Source organism: Salinifilum aidingensis (genome assembly GCF_054782015.1).
Genome location: NZ_BAAGTH010000020.1, coordinates 77309 through 102537 on the forward strand (window position 1 = coordinate 77309; position 25229 = coordinate 102537).

Genomic DNA, 25229 nt, shown 5'->3' on the forward strand with positions numbered 1-25229 from the left:
ATCGGCGGAGCGGTCGGTTCAGCCCGCTCGGCCGTCGAACTCGGCCCGAACTTCCTCGGTGTGCTCACCGAGCGCGGGGACAGCCCCCATCCGCGGCTCACGTCCTGCCATGGTCACCGGCGGCAGCAGCGCGTGCAACGGTCCGGCCGGCGAGTCCACCTCGCGCCAGCGGCCCCGCGCCGCCAGCTGGGGGTGCTGCGCGAATTCCGCGAGAGTGCGCATCCGCGCGTTGGCGATTCCCGCCGCTTCCAGCTGCTCCACCGCCTCGTCGGCCGTGCAGGACGCGAGGGCGCGCTCGATCACGTCCGCGAGCTCCCCCTGGTGCTGCACCCGTGCCGGGTTGGTGGCGAAGCGCTCCTCGGTGGACAGTCGCGCATCGCGCAGGACCTCCTCGCACAGCTTCCGCCACTCGCGGTCGTTCTGCACCGCCAGGAAGACCTGCGCACCGTCCCCGGCGGTGAACGGCCCGTACGGCGCGATGGCGGCGTGCCGCGCACCGGTCCGCGGCGGGGCCGCGTCACCGTAGGTCGCGTAGTAGTACGGATATCCCATCCACTCCCCCAACGCGTCCATCAGGGACACTTCGAAGGCACCGCCCCGCCCCGTGCGCTCCCGTTCGTAGAGCGCTGCGAGCACCCCGGAGTAGGCGTACATGCCCGCGGCGATGTCCGCGACCGAGATCCCCGCCTTCGCCGGCTCGTCAGCGCTGCCGGTGACCGACACCAGCCCCGCCTCGCACTGCACCAGCAGGTCGTAGGCCTTCTTGTCCCGGTACGGCCCGGAACTTCCGTAACCGCTGATGTCGCAGACGACGAGGCGCGGGTAGCGCGCGGTGAGTTCCGCACCGCCGAGGCCGAGACGGTTCGACGCCTCCGGCGCCAGGTTCTGCACGAACACGTCGGCACCGGCGAGCAGCGACTCCATCACCGCGCGGTCCGAGGGGTCCTTGAGATCGAGGACCACGCTTTCCTTGTTGCGGTTGAGCCAGACGAAATGGCTGGCCATGCCCTTGACGGTCGTGTCGTAGGCGCGTGCGAAGTCCCCCGCGGCGCGCTCGACCTTGATCACCCGAGCACCGAGGTCGGACAACTGGCGGGTCGCGAACGGCGCGGCGACCGCCTGCTCCAGCGCCACCACGACGACTCCCTCCAACGGCAACATCGCAACCTCCTCAGCAGGGGCGAGCACGTCGGCACCCGAAGCATCCCAGCTAGTTTTATAAATTATCAATGACATGTTGTCACGAGGTGTGACCTGGATTACGGTTCCCACTCGTGTCGGCGGAGAAGCCGGCCGCGCCCTCGGCCGCACCAGCTGCGCGGAGCGCCCCTGAGGCGAAAGGACCGCCATGACCTCTCGCGACGACGGCACCGACGACTCCACCACCCCCGGTGGCACCGCCCTGCTGACCGGAGCGACCTACCGAGGTCTTTCCGAGCAAGTCCTCAGCCCCGCCGAGGAGCGGTTCGAACGCGCGCGGCGCACCACCGGGATGTTCCTGGCACCCCTGGCGAGCCTCGTCGTCCTGCTCCTGCCACTGGGACTGGAGCCGAGCCAGCACCGCCTCGCCGCGGTCCTGCTCGGCGTCGTCGTCCTCTGGCTGTGCGAATCGGTTCCCATCCCCGTGGCGGGGCTGATGGGCGTCGCCGCGATCGTGCTGCTCGGCGTGGCCCCTCCCGACGAGGTCATGGCGCCGTTCGGCTCTTCGACGCTGTTCACCTTCATCGGGGCCTTCATCCTCAGCCAAGCCATGCTGCGCCACGGCCTCGCGCACCGCTTCGCCTTCCGCATCCTCTCCCTGCCCGGAGTGGGCAAGACCTCCACGCGCGTCATCGTGGCCTTCGGCGTGGTCACGGCGCTGCTGTCGGCCTTCGTGTCCAGCACTGCCACGGTGGCGATGCTGCTGCCCACGGCGCTGGGCCTGCTGTCGGTGATCAGCGGCCTGGTGCCGACCGACCCCGCGGGCAAGAAGGTCGACCCGCTGCGGCTGCGCCTGGGGACCGCCCTGATGCTGATGCTGTCCTACTCGGCGGTCATCGGCGGGTTGCTCACCCCGATCGGCACGCCGCCCAACCTCATCGGCCGCGCCTACCTCGAGCGGGCGACCGGACGCACCGTCACCTTCCTGGACTGGACCGCGATGGCCGCACCGATCGTCGGCACCATGCTCGTGATCACGTCCGCGCTCCTGCTCCTGCTGAACCGGCCGGAGATCAAGCACCTGCGCGGAGTCGAGGCCCACGTCGCAGCCGAACGGACCCGCCTCGGGAAGCTCACCCGGCCCGAGAAGAACACGCTGACCGCCTTCGGCCTCACCGTCGGCCTGTGGATCCTCCCCTCGGTCGTGGCCCTCGTCGCCGGGGAGAACTCGCCCTCCTTCAACGCCGTCGACGACCACCTCGACGAAGGCATCGTGGCGGTGCTGGGAGCCTCGTTGCTGTTCGCGCTGCCCACGAACTGGGCCGGGCGCGAGTTCACCCTCACCTGGGGAGAGGCGACCAAGATCGACTGGGGCACCATCCTGCTCTTCGGTTCCGGGATGATCTTCGGAGCGCAGCTCGCCGACACCGGCCTCGCCGAAACCGTGGCGACCTCCTCCGCAGGAGCGCTCGGCCTCTCCAGCCTGGTCGGGTTGAGCCTGTTCGCGATCGCGCTCTCCGTGATGATCTCGGAGACCACGTCCAACACGGCATCGGCGTCGGTCGTCGTCCCCATCGTCCTCCCGCTGGCCGCAGCCGCCGGCGTGAACCCCGTGATCCCGGCGCTGTGCGCCACGTTCGCCGCCTCGTTCGGCTTCGTCCTGCCCGTGTCCACACCACCCAACGCCATCGTCTACGGATCGGGGGCCGTCCCGATCACCAAGATGATGCGCTCCGGCGTCTCGCTCGACTTCGCCGCCATGGCGCTCGTGGCCCTGCTGCTGCCCGCGATGATCGCCCTCGTCCTCGGCGCCTCGTGAACGGGTGCGGCGATCCGGCGGATCCGTCCGAAGGGGAGCGCCGTCTCGGCGGACCTGCCCGGGGGTTCGCTGATCGACTGGGCGGGGACGGGTGCCTGGTGGGCTTCCGCACCCGCGTCAATTCGGGGCGTTGCGCCAGACCCTCCACGCCTCGGTGAGCAGAGGCACCTGCCAGAACAACTGGACGACGCCGGTGATCCTGGCGGGCAGGCGCTTGGTGCCGTCGCGCCACCAGGAAACGGCCAGCCGCACTTTGGCGGGCATCACCGCGATGAAGAACGCACCGGCGAGCACGGCCGAGCGGCGCCGCGTGCGGGCGATCGACAGCCCCGTTCCGATGCCGAGCGCAGCGGCACCGAACGCACGCGTGTAGGCGCGCGGCCTCCCAGGCAGCCGCCGGGGAATGATGCGGTCGAAGAACCGCGGAGCCAGGAAGTGGAGGCTCCCGCCGAGGAGCAGGACGGCGGCGAGGCGCAGCGCCGGTGCTCGACCCGCGTGAACCCGATCGTCGTTGCGCAGTCCGCTCATGGTGGCAGCTCCTGACGTTGCTGGTTCCGCTGGTGCACGGCCGCGGCCGGGATCGTCACCGTCTCCGGGGGATCGGGCCGGGGATCTCGGCACTCGGTCGTGCCTCGACCCGTCGGTGGTCGAGCTCGCCGGGGTCGAGGCTGACGCAGAGCCGCACCACCCGGCTGCTGGTGATCTCCCCGCGAAGTCCCGCATCGGATGCGCCCCTTCACCACCTCGATCCTCACCCACCAGGACGGTGCTGCTCAGGGGTCTGTGACATGCGCTCGCCGACACGAACGGCGCTGCCGACGTCGTTCTTCGGCATCCGGGCGGGATGCCGGTTCGACGCGGGTCCCGCTGGTCGAGCTCGTGCCCGATGCGCACTGCGCGACGCGTTGACCGACGAGGAGCATCACGGGCTCGAACGCGGCCACCTACCGGTGGCGCACCGCGACCAGTTCCCCCTTGCCGATCCCCAGGGTGGTCGTGGTGAGTTCGGAGGAGCGTTCCAACTCGGCGGCGAGCGGGGCGATCTCGTCCGGATGGGACGTCGCGTTGTCGACCACCAGGACCCCTCCCGGCCGGAGCACCCGGAGTTGGTGCGGCCACCACCCCGTGTACTCCGTTCGTTCCGCGTCCAAGAACAGGAGGTCGACGCTCGCGTCGGGCAACGCTGCCAAGTACTCGCCGCCGTCGGCTTCCTCCAGCGCGACCAGGGCGGACAGACCGGCCCGAGCCAGGCTTCGCCCCGCGTGCTGCTGGGCATCGGCATCGACGTCGATGCTGACCACGCGGCCGCCGGTCGTGCGGACGGCCTCGCCCAGCCAGAGCGTCGACACTCCCCGAGAGGTACCGATCTCGACGACCTCGCGGAGGTTCGCGGCGCGGACCAGGACCCCGAGGAAACGGCCGGCGGGCTCCTCGAGCACGCGCCAACGCCGCAGTCGGTCCGCCTCCGCCGAGTCGTGCTCCTCGGACCGGGCCACCACCTCGTCGATCACGACTCGCACCCGCTGGTCCATCCGACAAGTGAACCACAACGGCGCAGCGCCGCAGGAACGATCTTTCGGAAACTCGGTACCGCAGCGCGCCGAGAGGCCCGCGGGAGCGTGTCGCTGGCAGTCAGTTCGCGTTTGCCATGCCCAAAACAAGGGAACGTACCTGCATTCGCATGAGTCGCGGTACTTGTGGTTGACCTCACGTTCGCACTGCGGGCATCCTGCCGTTGCTGGTCAGACCAGCAAACCGGTGTCGGTGGGGAAGCCTCACCGCCTCGGTACTCCATCAGCGGGCCACCGCACGGCCGCAACGGGAGGCACCACAGTGGACTACGCACGGCTCTTTCGCATGGATGGGCGACAAGCCTTCGTCCTGGGGGCGGGAAGCGGCATCGGTCGCGAAGCAGCGCTCGCGTTGGCGGCGCACGGCGCGCACGTGGTCTGCGCCGACCGCGATGTCGACGCGGCTGATGAGACCGCGAAGCACACCACCGGCACAGCCCAGCCCTATCAGCTCGACGTGCTCGACACCGATTCGGTCCTGGCGGCAGCCGCGGAATTCCCCGACGCCGAGACCCTCGTGTTCACCGCCGCCACGAACGTGCGCAAGCGACTCCTGGATTACACGCCGGAGGAGTACGAACGGGTGGCGGCGCTGAACATGCGCTCCAGCTTCGACTTGATCCGGGCTTTCGGAGCGAACATGGTGCAGCGCGAACGCGGGAGCATCATCGGGATGTCCTCCATCCGGCATCTGGTCATCGAGCCCGGACAAGGCGCGTACGCAGCGAGCAAGGCGGCCGTGGTGCAGCTGCTTCGAACTGCGGCCGCCGAGTTCGGCCACGCCGGCGTGCGGGCCAACGCCGTCGCTCCCGGCGTCGTCGAGACCCCGCTCACCCAGCAGATCAAGGACGATCCGGAGTGGTACCAGGCCTACGCCACCAAGAACGCCCTCGGACGCTGGTCAACGCCGGACGAAGTCGCGGGCGCCGTCGTCTACCTGGCCTCCGACGCTGCCAGCTACGTCACCGGCACAGTGCTCTACGTCGACGGCGGTTGGACCGCCGTGGACGGACGTTACGAACCACCCAACACATGATCGGTCCCCGCAGTCGGTGCCCGCGCAGCACCGTCGGAACGTCCCCGAAGCGACAGGACCGAGTTCCCATGCCTTTTCACCCAGTCGAACCGGTACGGGCGTATCAGCAGATCGCCGAGCAGATCGAACGAGCTGTGATCAACGGTGAGTACGAGCCCGGAGACCGCCTGCCCAGCGAACGGGAGCTGGTCGAGCAGTTCCAGGTGGGACGCTCGAGCGTGCGGGAAGCGCTGCGAGTGCTGGAAAGCGCCGATCTCGTGAAGTCGCGCCTCGGTGATCCGCGCGGTCCGCAGGTAATGCCCGTTTCCGCCCACCCGCTGCGGAAGACGCTGGCTCGGTTCGCCGCGATCGAGCACGGCAACTTCGCCGCGCTCGTCCAGTTCCGCATGATCGTGGAAGGCGCGGCGAACCTGCTCGCGGCGCAGTACCGGACGGATGAGCACCTCCACGCCATGGAGCAGGTCAACGCACGGATGCGTGCTCACCTCGGCGCCGATCTCGACCAGTTCAGCGAGGCGGACTTCGAGTTCCACCAGGTCGTGGCTCGGGCCAGTGGGAACCCGCTGCTCGAAGTGTGCGGCGACGCCGTGCGGGAAACAGCGCTCGCGCTGATGCGGAGCAAACTGGCCGATGCCACCGACCACTGCTCCCAGATGCGGAACTCCGTCCACCACCACGAGCAAGTGCTCGGCGCGATCCGCGAACAGGACGGTCCGAAGGCCGCTTGGCTCGCCCGCGAGCGCCTCTACGCGTATTACTGCGACTACGTCGACGAGCAGGACCAACCCGGGTTGCGCGCCCTCGTGGACGAGGGCTACCCCGCATGACCGTCCACCTGGGAGCTCGTCCTCCGATCCACCCGGCAACGCGGAAAGGGCAGCCATGGTGCAGAAAACCAGCCGCACGTCCGAACAGGACGGCGTCCTCCGCGCCGTCGACGAGCTCAGCGACCAATTGGTTGGCACGCTGCGCGCGATGGTGCGCATTCCCACCATCAACCCTCCCGGGGAGTGCTACGAGCAGTTCTGCCAGTACTACGAGAACCTGCTGGCAGAGCTCGGTTACAACACCGAGACGGTGCGCGTTCCGGATTCCAGGCTCGGCGAACTCGCTCCCCTCGGTGATGGAGCGGGCCGGCCGAGCGTGCTCGGTCACCTCGACGGCCCGGATGGACCGGGAAAGCGGATTCACCTCAACGGGCACTACGACGTGGTCCGGGTGAGCAGCGGCTGGACGCACGACCCCTTCGCCGGGACGCAGGTGGACAACCGGATCTACGGCCGCGGTACCGCGGATCAGAAGAGCGGCCTCGCGGCAGCCGTGATCGCTGTTGAAGCCCTCCGCGGGGCCGAGGTCCCGTGGCGCGGCCGGATCACGCACAGCGCGGTACCGGACGAGGAGACGACCGGTGTCCACAACGCCGGTACCGGTTACCTCGTCGAAACCGGTCACATCACCACCTCCAACACAGACGCCGTCGTCATCACCGAACCCTTCTCCCCCAGCGGAGTCGGGATCGGGCACAAGGGCGCGATCTGGGGCGAGATCACCATCACCGGCAAGTCGGCGCACGGGAGCTCCCCGCAGCTCGGTGCGAACGCGGTGGAAGCCGCGGCGCGCGCCCTCGCCCGGGTCGAGGAGCACCTGCAACCGAAACTGGCCCACCGCGTCACGAGCTACGACGTCACACCGGCCGGCTCCACTTCGGCGACCCTGTCCTTCGACACCGTGCGCGGCGGCGAGGCGACCAACATCGTGCCGGACCGCTGCACGGTCACCTTCAACCGCAGGCTCGTACCGGGGGAGTCCCTGCACGAAGCGCGCGAAGAACTGCTGGCCTACTTCGCTTCGGCCTGCGAGGACGATCCCGACCTGCACCTGCACTACCACGAGAACTACTCCACCGAGCCGGTCCTGGTCAGCGAGGACCAACCGATCGCGACCAGCGCGAAGGACGCGGTCCGCGCGCTCGACCTGCACCCGCGGACGCTCATCTCGGCCGGGAGCGACGACCAGCGCTTCATCGCGCGGGACGCGGGGATCACCAACTGCATCGTCTACGGTCCCGGCCGGACCGGCCTGTCCCACACCACCGACGAGCACATCGACATCGACGACCTCATCGCCGGAACGAAGGGGCTGGCTCTGATCCTGCTGGACCAGCTCCAGTGAACTCGCCCCGGTGCGATCTCCCCTCGCCGGGCCGACCAGAATGCGCACTCGGATGACACGCGGAGGTGGGACGTGTTCGCGGGACGGAAATCGTTGTGGTGGTTGTTGGGCCCAGTCGTGCTGTACGCGCTGGCACTGCCCCTGTACAACCGGATCGAACCCGTGATCCTGGGACTTCCGTTCTTCATGGCCTGGATCCTGCTCGCCACGCTGCTCACACCGGTCTGCATCTGGCTGGCCGCCCGCAAGGATCCGCTGTGGATCGCGGACAAGGACGGGAGCGGATCGTGATGCACACCAAGGCGATCGTGGCGGTCGGGATCCTGGCCGCATTCGTGCTCGGCGCCGTCGTGCTCGGCTTGCTGTCACTGCGAGGGCGGGACAAGCGCGACCTCGCGGAATGGTCGGTCGGGGGACGCAGCCTCGGCGTGGTCTTCATCTTCATGCTCATGGCGGGGGAGACCTACACCAGCTTCAGCTACCTCGGGGCGGCCGGCTGGTCCTACGAGTACGGAATGCCCGTGTTCTACCTCGTGGCCTACCTGGCCATCGGCTTCGCGGCCGGGTACGTCGTCGGTCCGATCCTGTGGAACTACGCCCGCCGCCACCACCTGCACACCATCACCGACATCGTCGCCCACCGCTTCGACTCCCCGTGGTTCGGCGCCGCTGTAGCCGTGCTGACCACGTTCTTCCTGCTGCCCTACATCCAGCTGCAGATCACCGGCATGGGTGTGGTCGTGTCGACGATCAGTTACGGCACGATCGGCCTCGGGGTCGGGTACGTGATCGCGTTCGTCGTCAGCGAAGCCTTCGTCATCGCCTCCGGCTTGCGGGGCAGCGCCTGGGTTTCAGTGCTCAAGGACGTTCTCGTGGTCCTCACGCTGCTCTTCGTGTTCCTCTACGTGCCGGTGCACTACTTCGGCGGTTTCGGCCCCATGATGGAGCGCCTGGCCACCGAGCGCCCGCAATGGCTGGTGCTGCCCGGCCAGGGCGAGGAGTCCCTGGGCATGCTGTGGTTCGCCAGCACAGGACTGCTCAACGGGGTCGTGTACACCATCTTCCCGACCACGGTCGCCGGTTACCTCGCTGCTCGGAGCCCCGGAGTGCTGCGCCGCAACGCGATGATCATGCCGCTCTACCAGGTGCTGCTGTTCGTGCCGATCCTGCTCGGTTTGGCAGCCCTGTTCGTCGTCCCCGGCTTGGGGAACTCCAACCTCGCGATGTTCCAGCTCGTCGTCGATTCGCTGCCGGCGTGGGTGGTCGGCCTGGTCGGCGTGGCCGGAGCGCTGTCGGCCATCGTGCCGATGGCGGTGTTCATGCTCGTCATCGGAACCATGTGGGGGCGCTCGATCCTGGGTGCGCATCCCAGGACCGCCCCGCACCAGAAGCGCCTCTCCCAACTCGTGACGTTCCTGCTCGGCTTGTCCGCCTTGATCTTCACCTTCATCGCGCCCAGCACGCTCGTGCAGTTGTCGGTCCTGTCGTACCAGGGCATAGCGCAGCTGCTCCCAGCCGTCCTGCTGTCCCTGCTGTGGAAGCGGATGTCCGCCCCGGCAGCCGCGTGCGGGCTGACCTCCGGGGTCGTGACAGTGGTGGCATTCGTCGCGACCGGTCACGAAACCTGGAACGGGATCAACGCGGGACTGCTGGCATTGGCGATCAACATCGCTGTGACCGTCCTGCTCACTCTGGCCAAACCCGCGGCGACGCCCGCCGATCGCCTCGCCGTCGACGAACGCACCACCGCCTCCGCAGCCAGCAGCAGGACGTGAGGCGAGCCCCGGGAGCTCGGGGACTGCACCGGAGTTTGGTGGACGCGCGGAGCTGGTGCGCGTGCGACGGGTCGAGTTCTCAAGCTCGACCGGAGTGAGGCGCCAGCACCTCGGTTGCCGGCGGTGTCGGGGGTAGGATCACCCGGTCCACATCATGATCGCGACAAACAGGCCGTTTCATGGATTCCTGAATTGTCCGCTCAAGCGGGAACACTTCACAAATTCCGCCTACGGCGTTCCTTGGGAACGATCAGGCGGAATGCTCCACACGCCATCAGCGCGCACGACTAGTAGGGCTCTGCGGAGCACCGACCCTGCCACTGCGCGCCATGCGGACGCACGACCGTCCTTACTCGTCCTCTCCGTGCCAGAGCAGCGCAGCAATTCGTTCTGCGCTCTTCTGCAGGCTCTGCAACGCGCTGGGAATCCGATCCCGGCCGAACCGGTAACGCGGGCCGTCCACGGTCAACACCGCCACCAACGTTCCCGCCACATCGCGCACGGGGCACGACAGGGACAGCAACTCCTCTTCAAGCTCGTTGTCGAGGACCGAGTAACCTTGCTCACGGACTTTTTCGAGCTCCGACAAAAGGACCTCGCGGTCCGCGATAGTTTGAGAAGTGTACGTCTCCAGCTTCTCGGGCAAGAGCTGTCGCACTTTCTCCGCCGGCATCTCCGCCAGCAGGACCTTGCCCGTGGAACTGGCATGCAGCGGAAAGTGCTCCCCCACGACGTTGCGCACTGCGGCACCGACCACGTGCGGACCGGCGGCCTCGGCGACGAGGTCGAAGTCATGGCGCTGATTTGGCACGGCCAGCGTCACCGTCTCGCTCAACTCGGCCGCCAGCTCATCCAGCGCAGGCTGCACGCGGGACACCAGCCCCCCGTACGGGTCCGCGATCCTGCCCAAGCGCGCCAGTTCCCAACCCAGCATGTAGTTGTTGTCGGAGCGGTCGACCAAGCCTTCCCGTTCCAGGGTCACCAGCAGCCGAAACGCCGTCGGTTGCGGGATGCCAGCCTCGGCCGCGAGCATCGTCGCCGAAGCTCCGGTGCTGTGGTGCCCCAGGATCCGCAGCAACCGCGCGGCCTTGACCAGCGACTTGTTGGTCAACGACGCCGGATCGCTCGGGTCGCCCATCGTCGTCCACTCCTGCTCGCAACCTGGCCGCCGTGACGCACCAGCGGATCGTCCACCGCCTCCATCGTAAGGAATCGACGGGATCGATCCTCATACGCCTCGCAGCGCCGGGCCAGTCGGTCGATCACGACGTTCCCGGCACTCCGAGACCCGAGCGTGCGCAGCGAACGCGGAGCGCTGCGCCCGAGAGCTGCGAGTCCGCGGGCTCGACCGCGCAGCAGGCGCTCCGCTCGACGTCGAGGGACTTCGTCGAGGGATCTTCCCGCTCGTCAGACGGCCGAGGGGTTGGGCGTTCGACTCGGCACCGGGCGCGCTGCCCCGACCCGACCGATCTTCGTCCTCCCCCCCCGCACGCCACGGGAGAAACCCTGGTCACGTCCCTCACCGAGGGGTCAGCGGCGGCGAGCGCGAGACGGCACCCACTCCGAACAGGGGGTGTTGAGGCACTCGGAGCGCCACCCCGCGGGTGGGCACCAGCAACCGGGTGCGCGATGAGCAAACACCAGTATCGCGCGCAGCGCCGAGGGCGGGCTGCGAGGCCTGCTGGCCGTTCCAGATCGACACCGCCGCCCGGGCAGGTGCGGCGCAACCCGGGCGGCGGTGCGTTCAGTCCACCCGCACCTTCGCGCGGGGAGGCACGCTGCTGCTCAACAAGTCAACCCCGACGCCGTTCAGCGGACGTCTTCGGGGCGTACTTCTTCAGGATCCGCTCGGTCTCGTGCTCAGCTCCGACGGCGGAGGCGGCGAACTCCGGGGTGTTGAAGACTTCCCCGCCGACGGGGTCCTGCGGGCTGGCCTGGTGGTCCCACTCGATGGCGCCGGTTTCCGCCACCGTGGTGGCGTGCGCCGGGAGGTCGTGGACCGCCAGCACCGCGGCAGCGCTCCCGCCGTTCGCCGGAGCGGACGGCTTCTCAGCGCCCGCCTCGAACCTGCCGAACCCCGCTGCGGTGCCACCACCGCCGCTGCCGCTGGTCCGCGGCTCGAGCATCTCGCGGAGGCTGCGCTCGAGCTCTTCCTCGTCATCGGCCTGCTGGCGCGCCCTCGCGACGAGCTCCGGCGGGCTGGCGTGCGGGCGGACGCGCACGTAGCGGGGCATGACCGCCATCTCGTAGCGGAACATCCGCGCCAGTGCGATCACGGCGAGCGCATAGATGACCGACAGCGGTGCCGCGCCGGCGATGGAACTGACCTGCAGCACGGTCAGCGCGGCCTCCCCGCCCGCGAGCAGCAGCAGGGCACCGGCCACGCCGAGGAGCACGGCCCAGAACAGGCGGGTGGCCCGCGGGGTCTCGGTGCGTCCCCCGTGCGAGAGGACGTCGACCACCAGCGCGCAGGAGTCGGCGGATGTGACGAAGAACAGCGTGATCACCAGGATGGCGACCACGGACAGCGCGGTGACTGCTCCCCCGCTCACGGGGAGGTTCTCGAAGAGCACGAACAGCGAGGTGTCGGTGCCGATGGAACCGTCCGCACCGACCATGGATCCGCTGGTCAGCTGGTAGAGGATCCCGGTGCTGCCGAAGACGGTGAACCACAGGATCGCGACAACCGTCGGCGCCAGCACGACGCCCAGGATGAACTCCCGGATGGTGCGGCCGCGGGAGATACGGGCGATGAACATGCCCGCGAACGGCGCCCAGCTGAGGAACCACCCCTGGTTGAACAGGGTCCAGCTCAGCGTCCACCCGTCGTCGGCCCCCGCCCCGGTGACGAACATGAGCTGCGGGATCGCCTGCACGTACTCGCCGGTGTTCTGCACCACCGACTGGAGCAGGAAGATCGTCGGGCCGATCAGCAGCACGCAGATCGCCAGCACGGTCGCCAGCCCGAGGTTGGCGTTGGAGAGCCAGCGCAGCCCCTTGTGCAGGCCGGTGATCACGGAGATGGTGCCCGCCGCGGTGATCAGCACGACCAGCCCCACGAGGAGAGTTCCGGAGGGTTCGAACCACCCCAGGTGGGCCAGGCCGGCCTGGATCTGCAGGACCCCCTGCCCCAGCGAGGTGGCGACGCCGAAGATGGTGCCGACGATGGCGAAGACGTCGATGGCGTGACCGACCCAGGACTCGATGAGCCTGCGCCCGAAGATCGGTTCGAGCAACCAGCGGACCGACAGGGGGCGGCCGCGGCGGAAGGACATGTAGGCCAGTCCGAGGCCGACGACGACGTAGATGCCCCAAGCGTGCAGGCCCCAGTGGAACAGGGCTTGTCAGATGGCGGCGCGTCCGGCTTCCGCCGTTCCGGCTTCGACATCGGCGATCTCCGGCGGGGACGTCATGTGGTTCAGGGGCTCGGCCACGCCCCAGAAGACCATGCCGATGCCCATGCCGGCGGAGAACAGCATGGCGAACCAGGAGAACAGCGAGAACTCCGGCCTCTCGTCATCCCGGCCGAGCCGGATGGTGCCCGCTCTGGACAGCGCCACCCAGAAGGCGAAGACCAGCAGCGTCGTGACGACGAGGATGTACCACCACCCGACCGTTTCGCCGATGGCGTCGCGCAGGTTCGTGAAGGCGGTCTCGGCATCGTCGCCGTAGGCGGCTCCGTACCAGGTGGCGAAGGCCAGCGCGGTGACGATGATCAGCACGGCCGGTACGAACACCGGTTTGGCGAGGCTCCCCCACGTTCTCGCCGCGAAGTTCGACCTCGGTTCTGCTTCTGCGCGAGAAGCCACAAATACTCCTAATCTCCGGGTGCAGTGCGGCGGCAGTCGTGCGCGACCGTTCGGCGCGGTGGGTTCCCGCGAAATGTGGGAAGGCCGGTGCGGCTGCGCGCACCGCGAACGGGGCAGCAGCCTCCTCACCGGCCAGCAGTTCCCGCCCCGAGCGGGGCACGGCCCGGCGGGCTGGAACGCGCGGATCACGCGTCAGCGCGGTCGTGCCCTCCCAGCGCCTCATCGCGCAGGGGCGGCACACGTAGACTGCCGTCCTGGCTCGTATTCAGATCAGACTCGAGGAGCGCCAGCCGCTCGTGGTGAGCACAGCAGCGCCGCACACGTGCATGAACCGGCAGGCCGCGACGTGCCGCTCGCCGACCTCGGCTGCCAGCGCCACCTCGCGAAGCGTCCCGCGCACGTGCCCGACCCACCTCCTATACCGATCTGTGCAATACGAGCGTAGACTGTTTACACAGACCTGTGAAAGTCAAGGTGTTCTGCGTGGAGTATGAGGCAGCGAACATTCACGAGTTGACCCCCGGGGCGCGGCGGATCCTCGAAGCCGCTTCCGAGCTGTTCTACGCCCGCGGCATCAACGCGGTGGGTGTGGACACGATCGCCGCCGAGTCAGGCGTGACCAAGCGCACCCTCTACAACAACTTCGGCTCCAAGGACGCCCTCGTGGCCAGGTACCTGCAGAACCGCCACTCGGGGTGGTGGCGCGGCCTGGAGGAGCGCCTCGCCGTCGCCGAAGCACCGCGCGCCCTGACCTTCTTCGACGTCTACGCCGAGGACGCCCGCACCATCACGCGCGGCTGCGCGTTCCTCAACGCCGCAGCCGAGCTGTCCGTCGAACACCCGGCGCACGCCATCATCCGCTACCACAAGCAATCCATCGAGGACCGCCTCGGCGAGCTCATCGCCGAGGACGGCCCAACAGTGCACAAACCGGAACGTCTCGCCCGTCATCTCTTCCTGCTGTTGGAAGGGGCTTTCGCGCACCACGGGATCCACGGCGAGGAACTGCTCACCGAGGCGCGGGAGACGGCCCGGGACCTGCTCGCGCAGTCCCTGCAAACGTCTTGACAAGCGCGCCGGTGTTCCGCGATCCCGAGTGCCACGACCGCCCGGTACGCACCACCTGGGCCGGCCCCGTACCGTGCCGCGCGGAAACGGCTGGAAGGCTGCGCGCAGCCCGAGGACGGGCTCGCCTCGATCAGCGGAGGAGGCAGGGTTTCGGACGCGGTGCCACGGAGCGCTTCCCGGACCACCTGCATCCAGCAGGGTGCACCGACGTCGGCGACGTCGATCACCACTGTGCGATCACGTGAACACCTCGCGCGGCGACGTCGAATCCGGGGCTTTGCCGTCAAGGCGGACCGTCATGCCCAGGTCGGCCAGGATCGCCGTCGCTGGCCCGGCCTCGGCCGCTGTTGGCGCCACCGGCGTCACGATGTTCGCGGCCTGCCCGATCCGGATCCGCGAGGTGCGTGCCGCGATGTCGGTGCCCATCAGCACCGGGTTCGGGACCAGCTCGAAACCCTCGTGCCCGAAGTGGTGCTCCGACGTCGTGGAAGATGGAAAACCGCATCGCTACAACTCCTCCCTGGGCGGGTCACCACCGGTGATCGGGTCCTCGGCGGACATCGTCGCCCGCTCGCCGGAGCGAACGTGGTCGCGCATGGCGAATTCCGCGCGAAACCGTCCTTCTCGCGGACGAGCTCGTGGACGCGCCGGTGTTCGGACAACGAGTCGCCGAGCCGCCCCGGACGCGTCGGCGACGCCGAGACCAGGCGGTGGTAGGCCAGCTGGTTCATCAACGTCTGGTAGTGGGCGCTGAGCCGGGTGCTGTCGGCCCCGATGACGAGCTCGGGGCGCCGGGCCAGCGTGCCGGGGGCTTGTCGACGAAGATCTCGTCGCATCCCGCCGCGGCGAGCGCGTCGTGCTGGGCCTCGGGGTGTTGATCGCGGGTGGGGAACCGTCCGCAGCCGATCCGCATGAGCGAGGTCGTACCGCGAACCCCGACAGTGCGACCTTGGCGCTGACACGGGTTGCGCGACAGAAGTGGCCTGCGGAAACGCTGGACGAGCGGGCGTGTCTCGTGAACGTTCATTTCTGCGACAACAGGGCTGCCCGAGCGACACGGACTGGTGAACGTTGGTTCCCGTGGCTGCGCTGAGCCGCAGGACGGGGAGCCCGCGTGGCCTGTGTGGGCTCCCCGTTCGTTGGCGGGGGGTTGTGTTGTTCGGTCAGGTTCTCGATTCGGCGGGTTCGTCCGTGGCGGCGTCGTGCGGTTCGGGCTGGGTGCTCGGTTGTGCGCTGAGCATGGTCAGGGCCAGGACCCCGGCCGCGACGAGCACGCCGGCGGCGACGGTCATCGCGGTGCTGTATCCGGTGACCAGGGCCGCCCCGGCGGGAAGACCGGTGTTCCCGGGGCTGGCGGTGATCGTGGCGGCGATGCCGGCGAGCACGGCCAGCCCGAGGGCGACGCCGATCTGCTGGGCGGAGTTGAACAGGGCCGAGGCGATGCCGGCCTTGTCCTCGTCGACGCGGTAGACCGCCGCTTGGATCAGCGCCAGGATGCCGAGTCCGAAACCGAGCCCGAGCAGGAACATGGCCGGCGCCAGGTGCGGCCAGTAGCTCGTGTCGACGGCGATCGTGGAGAACCAGAATGCGGCCAGGGCGCTGAGCAGCGCGCCGGCTCCGGCGACGACGCGCGGGGCGATCCGCAGCAGCAGCTTCGGAGCGCTTGCGGTGCCGAGCACGAGTCCGGCGGCGAACGGCAACCATGCCGCACCGGTCTGCATCGGGGTGAACTGCTGCACCTTCTGCATGTAGAGGGTGATGATGTAGAGCGTGCCCATGGGTCCGATGGCCAGCAGCAACACGCTGGCGTAGGCGCCGGTGCGGTTGCGGTCCTTGAACAGCTCTCCTTGTCGTTCAGCAGGGCATGCAGCACGTTGAAGTCCGCTTCGTAGGACTCGACGAAGGCGCTCCAGACTTCATCGGAGATGGCCGATTCCGCAGTGGTGGTGATGTCCACCTTCCTACTAGCGGAAGTAGCGGAAGCGCCGGTGCAACACCGAGATCTTCTGTACGTCCCTCAGGTGTGGGCACCATGCCGCCCGTCCAGGCCAACAACCCCCGCACTCGCCCCTCTGGCACGCTGCACGTCATCCCGCGGAACCACCAAGAACGCCCGAGAATTATTCGCAGAACTCCGGTCATCAAGGTTGCTGGAGAACGCCGGCCGGACCACCGAGGCACGGACGCGGCACAGCAACTGCAAACCCCGGATGCCTCAGGACCACGGCAAAGACACGAAGCACTGGACGATCCGCGCCGCGAGGCCGCTGGCGCTTCCACCATCACCAGGGTGCTCATCAGATGCACTGGCTCACGAGCGCGGAGACCACGCCGCCACCGGTGAGCGCGAAGGGACCTCGCCCTCGGCGGCCTGCTGGAAGGCCGTGGTGCGCTGCTCTTCGGTCGATTCTGGCCGAACGGTCAGCGAGCCCCCGATCGTGCGTGGTCACCACCCGCAGCGACGCGGCGCCTCCCCCGTCGGCCGACGCGGAACCACCGCTACTCCCCACCCGGAGACGCAGAACGATGATCTCGCCCACATCACGGGGCGGTGCCACGGCCCCCATTGATCGACTCACGTGTTTCGATCACCAAGAGTAATTAGAAAGCTAGGCGGGTGTCACTCCTCCGTGTCGTTGACGCCTGTTTGGGTGGCGCACGAGAGTGGATCTCGACTCAAGACGATCTTGGTTTGACGAACGATTGGCACGGGTGCGATGACGGGTACTGAACCGGATCAGCCGGGCGTGGACGCGGACAACGGCCAGCTGAGTCTGGGGACCGCGGCGGCGCGGAACCTGGCGACGACGACGAAGACGCCACCGCAGATGCAGTCGGTCACCTCGCGGTGGCTGTTGCGCTTGCTGCCGTGGGTGCAGGCCTCGGGCGGTGCGTACCGGGTGAACCGCCGGTTGACCTACACGCTCGGCGACGGACGGGTGACCTTCTCCAACACGGGTGCCGATGTGCGAGTCGTCTCGGCGGAGTTGTGCGAATTGCCGCCGCTGCGGGGATTCGACGACACCGGTGCGCTGGAGACCTTGGCCGACCGGTTCATCCAGCGCGAGTACGAGCCGGGCGATGTCATCGCCGCCGAGGGCCAGCCGGCCGACGAGGTGGTGCTCATCGCGCGCGGCAAGGTCAACCAGGTCGGCACCGGTGAGTACGGCGACCCGGCGGTGCTGGGGACGCTGGCGGACGGGGCGTTCTTCGGTTCCTCGGTTCTGACCGGCGCCGAAGGCGCATGGGAGTTCACCGCCAAGGCCGTCACCGCGTGCACCGTGCTGACGTTGTCGCGGAACTCGCTGCGGGAGGTCGCCGACCGCTCCGAAGCGCTGCGGAACCACCTCGACCGAGCCGCGGCCGCCGCGCCCGCCGAGCACAACGCCGACGGCGAGGCCGCGATCAAGGTGGCGTCCGGGCACGCGGGCGAACCGGAACTGCCGGGCACGTTCGTCGACTACGACCTCAAGCCCCGCGAGTACGAGCTCAGCGTCGCCCAGACCGTCCTGCGGGTGCACACGCGGGTGGCCGATCTGTACAACCAGCCGATGGACCAGGTCGAGCAGCAGCTGCGGCTGACGATCCAGGAACTGCGCGAGGAGCAGGAGAACGAGCTCGTCAACAACCGCGATTTCGGCCTGCTGCACAACGCCGACCTGCGGCAGCGCCTGCACACCCGCGGCGGGCCGCCGACACCGGACGACATGGACGACCTGCTGTCGCTGGTGTGGAAGGAACCCAGCTTCATCCTCGCGCACCCGCGGGCGATCGCCGCGTTCGGCCGGGAGTGCAGCCGCCGGGGCCTGTACCCGCAGAACGTGGACTTCGGCGGGCACCAGGTGCCGGCGTGGCGGGGAATCCCCATCTTCCCGAGCAACAAGTTGCCGGTGAACTCCCGCCGCACCACTTCGATGCTGCTGGTGCGCGCCGGTGAGCAGAACCAGGGCGTGGTGGGCTTGCACCAGACGGGGATCCCGGACGAGTACGAGACCGGCCTGTCGGTGCGGTTCATGGGCATCAACGAGAAGGCGCTCATCTCGTACCTGGTCAGCACCTACTACTCCGCGGCCATCCTCGCCGGCGACGCGGTGGGTGTGCTGGAGAACGTCGAGACCGGTCGGGAAGGCTGACCGCATCCGATGGGGAAGCAACCGTTTGCGCTGCCGGAATTCTACCTGCCGTGGCCCGCGCGGCTGAATCCGCACCTGCACGCCGCGCGGGAGCACAGCAAGGCGTGGGCGCGCGAGATGGAGATGGTCGAGCCGGCGGACGCCGGGACCGGTCGCGGCGGCACGTTCATCTGGGACGAGGTCACGTTCGACTCGGCCGACTACCCCCTGCTGTGCGCCTACACCCACCCGGATGCCACCGCCGAGGACCTGGGCCTGGTCACCGACTGGTACGTGTGGGTGTTCTACTTCGACGACCACTTCCTCGAGCACTACAAGCGCACCGGCGACCTGGCCGGTGCGCGCGAGTACCTCACCGGCCTGGCGGCGTTCATGCCGGCGGAACCGGGCCGGACCCCACCGGTCGCGACGAATCCCGTGGAGCGGGGGTTGGCGGACCTGTGGGCGCGCACCGAGTCGATCATGTCCGCTGACTGGCTGCGTCGCTTCTCGGAGAGCACCCGCAACCTGCTCGAGGACTGCGTGTGGGAGCTGGCCAACATCACCGAGGACCGGGTGCCCAACCCGGTCGACTACGTCGAGATGCGGCGCAAGGTCGGCGGTGCGCCGTGGTCGGCCGACCTCGTCGAACTCGCCGCGCGGGCGGAGATCCCGGAGGTCGTCGCCGGAACCCGGCCGATGCGGGTGCTCAAGGACACCTTCGCCGACGGGGTGCACCTGCGCAACGACCTGTTCTCCTACCAGCGCGAGACCGAGGAGGAAGGCGAGCTCAACAACGGGGTGCTCGTCCTCGAGACCTTCTTCGGCTCCACCCCGCAGCAGGCCGCCGAGCTGACCAACGACCTGCTGACCTCGCGGCTGGAGCAGTTCGAGAACACCGCGCTGGCCGAGGTTCCGCAGCTGTGCGAGGAGCACGGGCTCGGCCCCGACGCCCGGGCGAGCGTGCTGACCTACGTCAAGGGACTGCAGGACTGGCAATCCGGCGGCCACGAGTGGCACATGCAGTCCAGCCGCTACATGAACGAGGGCGCCGCGGCCGGGCCCGCCGGTGTGCTCGGCGGCCCCACCGGTCTGGGCACCTCGGCGGCCCGGGCGTTCTCGCGACTGCGACCCGGTCTGCGGCGCCGAACGCAGCAGCATTCCTACAGGCCGTTTCAAGCGGTGGGGCACCTGGTGCTGCCCGAGTTCGACATGCCGTACTCGACCCGGATGAGCCCGCACCTGGACAGCGCGCGGGCCCACGAGGTCGACTGGGCGCGCCGGATGGGCATGCTCGAGTCCTTGCCCGGTGTGGAAGCCGGGGGAGTGTGGAGCGAGGACCGGTTCGTCCGGTTCGACTTCTCCTACTGCGCGGCGATCATCCACGCCGACGCGGATCCGGAGCAGCTCAACCTGTCGACGGATTGGTTGACGTGGGGAACCTACGGGGACGACTACTTCCCCGTCGTGTTCGGAAGCACCAACGACTACGCGGGTGCCAAGGCCTGCAACGAGCGCCTTTCGCTGTTCATGCCGCTGGATCTCGGCACCGCGCCGGAACCGGCGAGCCCGCTGGAGCGGGGCTTGGCCGACCTGTGGCAGCGCACCGCCGGACCGATGTCGCAGGAGGCCCGCCAGCAGTTCCGCGCGGCGGTGGAGGAGATGACCGCCAGCTGGGTGTGGGAATTGGGCAACCAGATCCAGCGCCGAGTACCGGATCCGGTCGATTACCTGGAGATGCGCCGCAAGACGTTCGGGGCGGACATGACGATGAGCCTCTCCCGGCTGACCCGGCTCGACGCCCTTCCCGCCGAGGTGCAGCGGAGTCAGGTGGTGCGGCAAATGGAAACCGCCGCGCAGGACTACACCAGTCTCGTGAACGATCTGATCTCCTACCAGAAGGAGATCGAGTTCGAAGGCGAACTGCACAACCTCGTCCTGGTGGTGCAGCACTTCCTCGACGTGGACCGGTGGCGGGCCCGCGACGTCGTGGTCGACGTGATGAACGCCCGCAGGCACCAGTTCGAGCGGATCATCGCCGAACAACTGCCCCGGCTCTGCGAGGAGTTCGACCTCGACGAGTCGAGCCGCGGAGTCCTCACCGAACACGCCGAAGGACTCCGGGAGTGGATGGCGGGAGTGCTGGCTTGGCACCGCTGGTGCGTGGTGCGCTATTCGGAGCCCGAACTGCGCGCCCACCACCAGCACCGGACGTCCGCTTCGCCCCCCGCCCCCGAACCGCGCGCGCGGCCCCGGGACGTCGACGTCGGGTCCGCACCGGTGCGGCACCGTCTGGCCGGTCCCACCGGGATCGGAACCGCAGCCGCACGCATCACTCCCCGCAGCGCGGGCCACCGGCCGTAACACCCGCCCGCAGACGCTCTCGCCGCACGACACGCGATTGGTGCACGCACATGACGCAATCCCACTCCGCCCCGGCGTCCGAACAGGACGGTGCTGGCCAGCTCAGCCTGAGCACGGCTGCGGCGCGGAACCTCGCGACCACGACCAAGACCGCGCCGCAGATGCGGTCGATCAGCCCGCGGTGGCTGCTGCGCAAGCTGCCGTGGGTGCAGACCTCGGCCGGCTCCTACCGGGTCAACCGCCGACTGACCTACGCCCTCGGCGACGGCCGGGTGACCTTCTCCAACACCGGCGACCAGGTGCGCGTCGTCCCCCCGGAGCTGCGCGAACTCCCCGCGCTGCGCGAGCTCGACGACGAGGAGGCGCTGACCGCGCTCGCCGACCGGTTCACCCGGCGCGATCACTCCCCCGGTGACGTCCTCGCCACGGCGGGCCAGCCCGCCGACGAGCTCGTGCTGCTGGCCCACGGAAAGGTCGGCACGGTCACCACCAGCGAATACGGCGGGCAGGCCTCGCTGGACGTCCTCGCCGACGGCGCGTTCTTCGGTGACCGGGTGCTGACCGGAACGCAGCAGTCCTGGCCGGTCACGGTCAAGGCGCTCACCCCCTGCATCGTGCTGATCCTGTCCCGGCAGGACCTCGAGGAGGTGACAGGCCGGTCCGCGGCGCTGCGCGACCACCTGCAACGCGTGGCCACCAGCGCGACGCCCGCGCAGAACAAGCACGGCGAGTCGGCCCTGACGTTGGCCTCCGGGCACGACGGCGAGCCCGAGCTGCCCGGCACCTTCGCCGAGTACGACCTCAACCCGCGGGAGTACGAGCTCAGCGTCGCCCAGACGATCCTGCGCGTGCACACCCGCGTGTCCGATCTGTACAACCAGCCGATGAACCAGCTGGAGCAGCAGCTGCGGCTGACCGTCGAGGAACTGCGCGAGCAGCAGGAGCACGAGCTGATCAACAACCGCGAGTTCGGATTGCGGCACAACGCCGACCTGCGCCAGCGCCTCCAGACCACCGGCGGCCCGCCGGGGCCGGGCGATCTCGACGAGCTGCTCTCCCGGCGCCGCAAGACCGAGTTCTTCCTGGCGCACCCGCGCGCGATCGCCGCCTTCGGACGCGAGTGCAACCGGCTGGGGCTCTCCCCGGAGAGCATCGACGTGGAGGGCAACGCGCTGCAGGGCTGGCGCGGCGTGCCGCTGCTGCCCAGCGACAAGATCCCCATCACCGAGCGGGGAACCAGCTCGGTCCTGGCGCTGCGCACCGGTGAGGAGCACCAGGGCGTGATCGGTCTGCACCAGACCGGCATCCCCGACGAGTACGAACCGGGCCTGAACGTGCGCTTCATGGGCATCGACGACAAGGCCGTCACCTCGTACCTGGTCAGCGCGTACTACTCCGCGGCCGTACTCACCCCCGACGCGCTCGGTGTGCTGGAAAACGTCGAAATCGCCCGTTGAGTGAGGAGACCGGTATGACCACCACCGGAGCCCGGCCCGCCGACGTCACCGCGCACGAGGTGCTCGACCGGGGCCGCCAGCTCGTCACCCCCGCTCTGCGGGACGCCGTCGACACGCTGCCCGAAGACATGCGGCACATCGCCGGACACCACTTCGGCTGGTGGGACGAACACGGGCGCTCCACCGATGCCAACGGGGGCAAGGCGCTGCGGGCCACCCTGGTGCTGCTGAGCGCGGAGGCCGTGGGCGCACAAGCGTCCGCGGCCCTGCCCGCTGCGGTGGCTGTGGAACTCGTGCACAGCTTTTCGCTGCTGCACGACGACGTCATCGACCGCGACACCACCCGCCGCCACCGGCCGACCGCCTGGAGCGTGTTCGGCACCAGTGCGGCGATCCTCGCCGGCGACGCGTTGGTGAGCCTGGCCACCGGCGTACTCGCCGAAAGCGAGCGCCCCGCCGCGCTGCGCGGCATCCGAACGCTCAACACCGCAGTGCAGGAACTCATCGAAGGCCAGATCATGGACATCGCCTTCGAACAACGCACCGACGTCGACCTGCCCGAATGTCAGCGCATGGCCCAGGCGAAGACCGGGACGTTGCTGGGGGCGGCCTGCGAACTCGGCGTCCTCTTCGGCAGCGGCACCTCCGAACAGGCCCAGCACCTGCGCGCGTTCGGCGCAAACCTCGGACTGGCGTTCCAGCACGTCGATGACCTCCTGGGCATCTGGGGCGACCCCGCCGTCACCGGCAAACCCGCGTATTCCGACCTGCACGGCCGCAAGAAGACCCTGCCCGTCGTGGCCGCCCTGCAGTCGCAAACCCCCGCCGGACGCGAACTAGCCGCGCGGTACGCACAAGACGAGCTCGAACACGCCGCACTCGTCGAATCCGCCGCACTCGTCGAATCCGCAGGCGGCCGCGCCTGGAGCCGGAGGCAAGCCGACCAGTTACTCGCCGAGGCGCAGCACCACCTGCACGCGGGCCGCCTCCACTCGAGAACCACCGAACTCGAAACACTGGCGCACCTCGTCACCGACCGCGACCACTAGGTGGAGCGCTCCCGCTGCAGCGGACAGTCGAGCGTAGTGATCGAGCGGTGCGTCCCGGGTTCGGCGGAGTCGGTGTCACGCCTCCGGTTTCCCGGAACCGGAGGCCTTCGCCGCTTCGGCGTCCGCGGACTCCCAGTAGTCCGCTCCGCGGATGCCGAGCCGGTGCGGGTCGAACACGGGGTCGAGACCGGTCCGCCGCTGGTGGTCGTAGTCCTTGATCACCTTGCGGACCACCGGGGTCAGCAGGAGGACGCTGATCATGTTCATCCAGCCGATGAGCCCGTAACCGATGTCCCCGGCATCCCAGATGGCGTCGGCGTTGATCACGGTGCCGATGAAGGAGATCGCCAGCGCGCCGGCCTTCAGCACGGACTCGAGCAGCTGGTTGCGCCGCTCGCCGAGCAGGAACACCAGGTTGGTGGAGGCGACGTAGAAGAAGAACACCTGCGACGTGAAGGCGAACAGCAGCACCGCCACGGCGACGAAGAACGAACCCCACCCCGGCAGGCTGGTGTCGATCGCGGCCTGCACGAAGTTCGGGCCGGCGACCGCTCCCGGGACGTTGTTCACGATGAAACCGCCAGCGGCGTCCTTCACGTGGTACGCGCCGGTGATGACGATCGTCAGTCCGGTCGCCATGCAGATCATCAGGATGTCGATGTAGATGCTGCACGCCTGGATGAGCCCCTGCTTGCCCGGGTGCGTGACGCGCGCGGCGGCAGCGGCGAAGGTCCCCTCGCCCAGGCCGGGCACAGCGGCGAACATCGCCCGGCGCACGCCCCAGGCCACCGCGTAACCGACCATGCCGCCGAACAGCTGGTTGGTGCCCATCGCGCTGGACACGATGAGCATGAACGCCTGCGGCACCTTCTCCAGGTTCAGGGCGATGATCACGACCGCGGTGAGGACGTAGCCCAGGGACATGAAGGGGACGATCGCCTGGGCCACGTGCACGATCCGGCGGGTGCCGCCCACGATGACGAGCGCGAGCGTCCCGGTGACGAGGAGTCCCGTCATCCACCCGTCGACGCCGAAGGCCTCCTGGGCGCTGGAGGCGATGTTGTTCGACTGGATGCCGGGGAAGACGAACCCGTAGCCGATCAGCGTCGTCACCGCCATGACCACGGCCAGCCGGGGTGCGCGCAGGCCGTGCTTGATGTAGTACGGCATGCCGCCGCGGATCTCGCCCCGGATCCGGCGTTTGTAGACCTGGGCCAGCACGGCCTCGCCGTAGGCGCAGGTGGATCCCAGCAGGGCGGTGATCGCCATCCACATGATGGCACCGGGGCCGCCGGAGGCCACGGCCGTGGCAACGCCTGCGATGCTGCCGACGCCGACCCGGCTCGACATGGTCAACGCCAGGGTCTGGAACGAGGAGAGCCCTCCGTCGCCGGACTCGCTCGACCGGAGCTGCTTGATCATCTCCGGAAGGCGGCGGAACTGGACCCCTTTGGTGAGCAGTGTGAAGAACACGCCCATCCCCAGGGCGAAGTATGCCATCGGGTTCCAGATCCACCCGCTGATGGTGGACAGCATTTCCATATCGAGATCTCCAGCGGTGCGGTGCGGGCGGCGGTGCAGCGGCAGCTCGACGACGCGCGTCGGTGCTCGTGCCGCGGAGGTCGACGGCAGCTCGGTGCCGGGCCGGCTGATCGGTGGTCATCGATCCGTCGAGCGGCTCGCGATGTGCGAGCCCGCGACGAGGGCGGCGTTCGCCGCTACCGGTCTGGGGTCAGCGCGTGTGGTTGTGCATGACGTGTTTGGTGCGGGAGTAGTCGTCGAGGGCGTAGATGGACAGGTCGCGGCCGTAGCCGGAGCCTTTGAAGCCGCCCCAGGGCAGTTCGCTGGCCAGGGCCA

General features: G+C 68.8%; 20 protein-coding genes and 1 pseudogene. 11 read left to right on the forward strand and 10 right to left on the reverse strand.

Annotation, left to right across the window (positions count from 1 at the left end):
* Positions 1–18: 18 nt before the first annotated feature.
* On the reverse strand, positions 19–1161 hold the full coding sequence (locus ACYVJE_RS21765) for a CaiB/BaiF CoA transferase family protein (protein ID WP_461145920.1): 1143 nt from the start codon (positions 1159–1161) through the stop codon (positions 19–21).
* 187 nt (positions 1162–1348) lie between these two features.
* On the opposite strand from ACYVJE_RS21765, the gene ACYVJE_RS21770 reads away from it, so the two are divergent.
* Complete coding sequence (locus tag ACYVJE_RS21770; RefSeq protein ID WP_461145921.1) at positions 1349–2959, forward strand: SLC13 family permease; 1611 nt, start codon at positions 1349–1351, stop codon at positions 2957–2959.
* Positions 2960–3076: 117 nt separating this feature from the next.
* Here ACYVJE_RS21770 and ACYVJE_RS21775 read toward each other — a convergent pair whose 3' ends face one another.
* Positions 3077–3487, reverse strand: coding sequence for a DoxX family protein (locus tag ACYVJE_RS21775; protein ID WP_461145922.1), 411 nt, complete (start codon positions 3485–3487; stop codon positions 3077–3079).
* A 416-nt stretch (positions 3488–3903) separates the two neighbouring features.
* The gene (locus tag ACYVJE_RS21780) at positions 3904–4491 is read right to left on the reverse strand and encodes an O-methyltransferase (RefSeq protein WP_461145923.1); all 588 of its coding nucleotides are present in this window, start codon (positions 4489–4491) and stop codon (positions 3904–3906) included.
* Positions 4492–4792: 301 nt separating this feature from the next.
* Between ACYVJE_RS21780 and ACYVJE_RS21785 the strand changes: the two genes are divergently transcribed.
* The 5 genes from ACYVJE_RS21785 (at position 4793) to ACYVJE_RS21805 (ending at position 9513) form a co-directional block, all read left to right on the forward strand.
* Complete coding sequence (locus tag ACYVJE_RS21785) at positions 4793–5566, forward strand: SDR family NAD(P)-dependent oxidoreductase (protein ID WP_461145924.1); 774 nt, start codon at positions 4793–4795, stop codon at positions 5564–5566.
* A gap of 68 nt (positions 5567–5634) precedes the next feature.
* Positions 5635–6393: a FadR/GntR family transcriptional regulator gene (locus tag ACYVJE_RS21790; RefSeq protein WP_461145925.1), complete on the forward strand. Its 759-nt coding sequence runs from the start codon at positions 5635–5637 to the stop codon at positions 6391–6393.
* A 55-nt stretch (positions 6394–6448) separates the two neighbouring features.
* A complete protein-coding gene (locus ACYVJE_RS21795; RefSeq protein WP_461145926.1) occupies positions 6449–7738 on the forward strand; it encodes an ArgE/DapE family deacylase in 1290 nt (429 codons plus the stop codon).
* A gap of 102 nt (positions 7739–7840) precedes the next feature.
* Complete coding sequence (locus tag ACYVJE_RS21800; RefSeq protein WP_461145927.1) at positions 7841–8029, forward strand: DUF3311 domain-containing protein; 189 nt, start codon at positions 7841–7843, stop codon at positions 8027–8029.
* The gene (locus ACYVJE_RS21805; protein ID WP_461145928.1) at positions 7996–9513 is read left to right on the forward strand and encodes a sodium:solute symporter family protein; all 1518 of its coding nucleotides are present in this window, start codon (positions 7996–7998) and stop codon (positions 9511–9513) included. Before ACYVJE_RS21800 ends, ACYVJE_RS21805 begins: the two co-directional genes overlap by 34 nt.
* A gap of 349 nt (positions 9514–9862) precedes the next feature.
* Here ACYVJE_RS21805 and ACYVJE_RS21810 read toward each other — a convergent pair whose 3' ends face one another.
* The 3 genes and pseudogenes from ACYVJE_RS21810 to ACYVJE_RS21820 all read right to left on the reverse strand — a co-directional run bounded on the left by ACYVJE_RS21810 (position 9863) and on the right by ACYVJE_RS21820 (position 13722).
* The gene (locus tag ACYVJE_RS21810) at positions 9863–10651 is read right to left on the reverse strand and encodes an IclR family transcriptional regulator (protein WP_461145929.1); all 789 of its coding nucleotides are present in this window, start codon (positions 10649–10651) and stop codon (positions 9863–9865) included.
* A 655-nt stretch (positions 10652–11306) separates the two neighbouring features.
* Positions 11307–13511: pseudogene (locus ACYVJE_RS21815) on the reverse strand (BCCT family transporter).
* A 76-nt stretch (positions 13512–13587) separates the two neighbouring features.
* Positions 13588–13722: a hypothetical protein gene (locus tag ACYVJE_RS21820; RefSeq protein ID WP_461145930.1), complete on the reverse strand. Its 135-nt coding sequence runs from the start codon at positions 13720–13722 to the stop codon at positions 13588–13590.
* Positions 13723–13805: 83 nt separating this feature from the next.
* Here ACYVJE_RS21820 and ACYVJE_RS21825 point away from each other — a divergent pair, with 83 nt between their 5' ends.
* Positions 13806–14390, forward strand: coding sequence for a TetR/AcrR family transcriptional regulator (locus tag ACYVJE_RS21825; RefSeq protein WP_459156305.1), 585 nt, complete (start codon positions 13806–13808; stop codon positions 14388–14390).
* Positions 14391–14627: 237 nt separating this feature from the next.
* On the opposite strand, the gene ACYVJE_RS21830 is transcribed toward ACYVJE_RS21825, so the two are convergent.
* Both ACYVJE_RS21830 and ACYVJE_RS21835 read right to left on the reverse strand, forming a co-directional pair.
* Positions 14628–14816: a hypothetical protein gene (locus ACYVJE_RS21830; RefSeq protein ID WP_461145931.1), complete on the reverse strand. Its 189-nt coding sequence runs from the start codon at positions 14814–14816 to the stop codon at positions 14628–14630.
* A 737-nt stretch (positions 14817–15553) separates the two neighbouring features.
* Positions 15554–16303 carry an MFS transporter gene (locus tag ACYVJE_RS21835; protein ID WP_461145940.1) on the reverse strand — a complete coding sequence of 250 codons (750 nt, stop codon included), beginning with the start codon at positions 16301–16303 and terminating at the stop codon, positions 15554–15556.
* Between the two features lie 804 nt (positions 16304–17107).
* On the opposite strand from ACYVJE_RS21835, the gene ACYVJE_RS21840 reads away from it, so the two are divergent.
* From ACYVJE_RS21840 to ACYVJE_RS21855, 4 genes are read left to right on the forward strand one after another with little or no spacing between them, the layout of a single operon-like run.
* Positions 17108–18523 (forward strand): family 2B encapsulin nanocompartment shell protein, encoded by a 1416-nt coding sequence (locus ACYVJE_RS21840; protein ID WP_461145932.1) that lies wholly within the window; start codon positions 17108–17110, stop codon positions 18521–18523.
* 9 nt (positions 18524–18532) lie between these two features.
* Complete coding sequence (locus ACYVJE_RS21845) at positions 18533–20866, forward strand: terpene synthase family protein (RefSeq protein ID WP_461145933.1); 2334 nt, start codon at positions 18533–18535, stop codon at positions 20864–20866.
* 50 nt (positions 20867–20916) lie between these two features.
* A complete protein-coding gene (locus tag ACYVJE_RS21850; RefSeq protein WP_461145934.1) occupies positions 20917–22323 on the forward strand; it encodes a family 2B encapsulin nanocompartment shell protein in 1407 nt (468 codons plus the stop codon).
* A gap of 14 nt (positions 22324–22337) precedes the next feature.
* On the forward strand, positions 22338–23372 hold the full coding sequence (locus tag ACYVJE_RS21855; protein WP_461145935.1) for a family 2 encapsulin nanocompartment cargo protein polyprenyl transferase: 1035 nt from the start codon (positions 22338–22340) through the stop codon (positions 23370–23372).
* Between the two features lie 75 nt (positions 23373–23447).
* Here ACYVJE_RS21855 and ACYVJE_RS21860 read toward each other — a convergent pair whose 3' ends face one another.
* Together ACYVJE_RS21860 and ACYVJE_RS21865 are read right to left on the reverse strand one after the other, a co-directional pair.
* Entirely contained in the window at positions 23448–24914 is a 1467-nt protein-coding gene (locus ACYVJE_RS21860; protein ID WP_461145936.1) for an alanine/glycine:cation symporter family protein, read from the reverse strand.
* A 190-nt stretch (positions 24915–25104) separates the two neighbouring features.
* On the reverse strand, positions 25105–25224 hold the full coding sequence (locus ACYVJE_RS21865; protein WP_461145941.1) for an aldehyde dehydrogenase family protein: 120 nt from the start codon (positions 25222–25224) through the stop codon (positions 25105–25107).
* Positions 25225–25229 lie beyond the last annotated feature (5 nt).

Excerpts from the sequence above, each read along its gene's own strand:
- ACYVJE_RS21765 (WP_461145920.1), bottom strand. The coding sequence starts at position 1,161 with ATGTTGCCGTTGGAGGGAGTCGTCGTGGTGGCGCTGGAGCAGGCGGTC.
- ACYVJE_RS21770 (WP_461145921.1), top strand. The coding sequence starts at position 1,349 with ATGACCTCTCGCGACGACGGCACCGACGACTCCACCACCCCCGGTGGC.
- ACYVJE_RS21775 (WP_461145922.1), bottom strand. The coding sequence starts at position 3,487 with ATGAGCGGACTGCGCAACGACGATCGGGTTCACGCGGGTCGAGCACCG.
- ACYVJE_RS21780 (WP_461145923.1), bottom strand. The coding sequence starts at position 4,491 with ATGGACCAGCGGGTGCGAGTCGTGATCGACGAGGTGGTGGCCCGGTCC.
- ACYVJE_RS21790 (WP_461145925.1), top strand. The coding sequence starts at position 5,635 with ATGCCTTTTCACCCAGTCGAACCGGTACGGGCGTATCAGCAGATCGCC.
- ACYVJE_RS21795 (WP_461145926.1), top strand. The coding sequence starts at position 6,449 with ATGGTGCAGAAAACCAGCCGCACGTCCGAACAGGACGGCGTCCTCCGC.
- ACYVJE_RS21810 (WP_461145929.1), bottom strand. The coding sequence starts at position 10,651 with ATGGGCGACCCGAGCGATCCGGCGTCGTTGACCAACAAGTCGCTGGTC.
- ACYVJE_RS21830 (WP_461145931.1), bottom strand. The coding sequence starts at position 14,816 with ATGGGCACCGACATCGCGGCACGCACCTCGCGGATCCGGATCGGGCAG.
- ACYVJE_RS21840 (WP_461145932.1), top strand. The coding sequence starts at position 17,108 with ATGACGGGTACTGAACCGGATCAGCCGGGCGTGGACGCGGACAACGGC.
- ACYVJE_RS21845 (WP_461145933.1), top strand. The coding sequence starts at position 18,533 with ATGGGGAAGCAACCGTTTGCGCTGCCGGAATTCTACCTGCCGTGGCCC.
- ACYVJE_RS21850 (WP_461145934.1), top strand. The coding sequence starts at position 20,917 with ATGACGCAATCCCACTCCGCCCCGGCGTCCGAACAGGACGGTGCTGGC.
- ACYVJE_RS21855 (WP_461145935.1), top strand. The coding sequence starts at position 22,338 with ATGACCACCACCGGAGCCCGGCCCGCCGACGTCACCGCGCACGAGGTG.
- ACYVJE_RS21860 (WP_461145936.1), bottom strand. The coding sequence starts at position 24,914 with ATGGAAATGCTGTCCACCATCAGCGGGTGGATCTGGAACCCGATGGCA.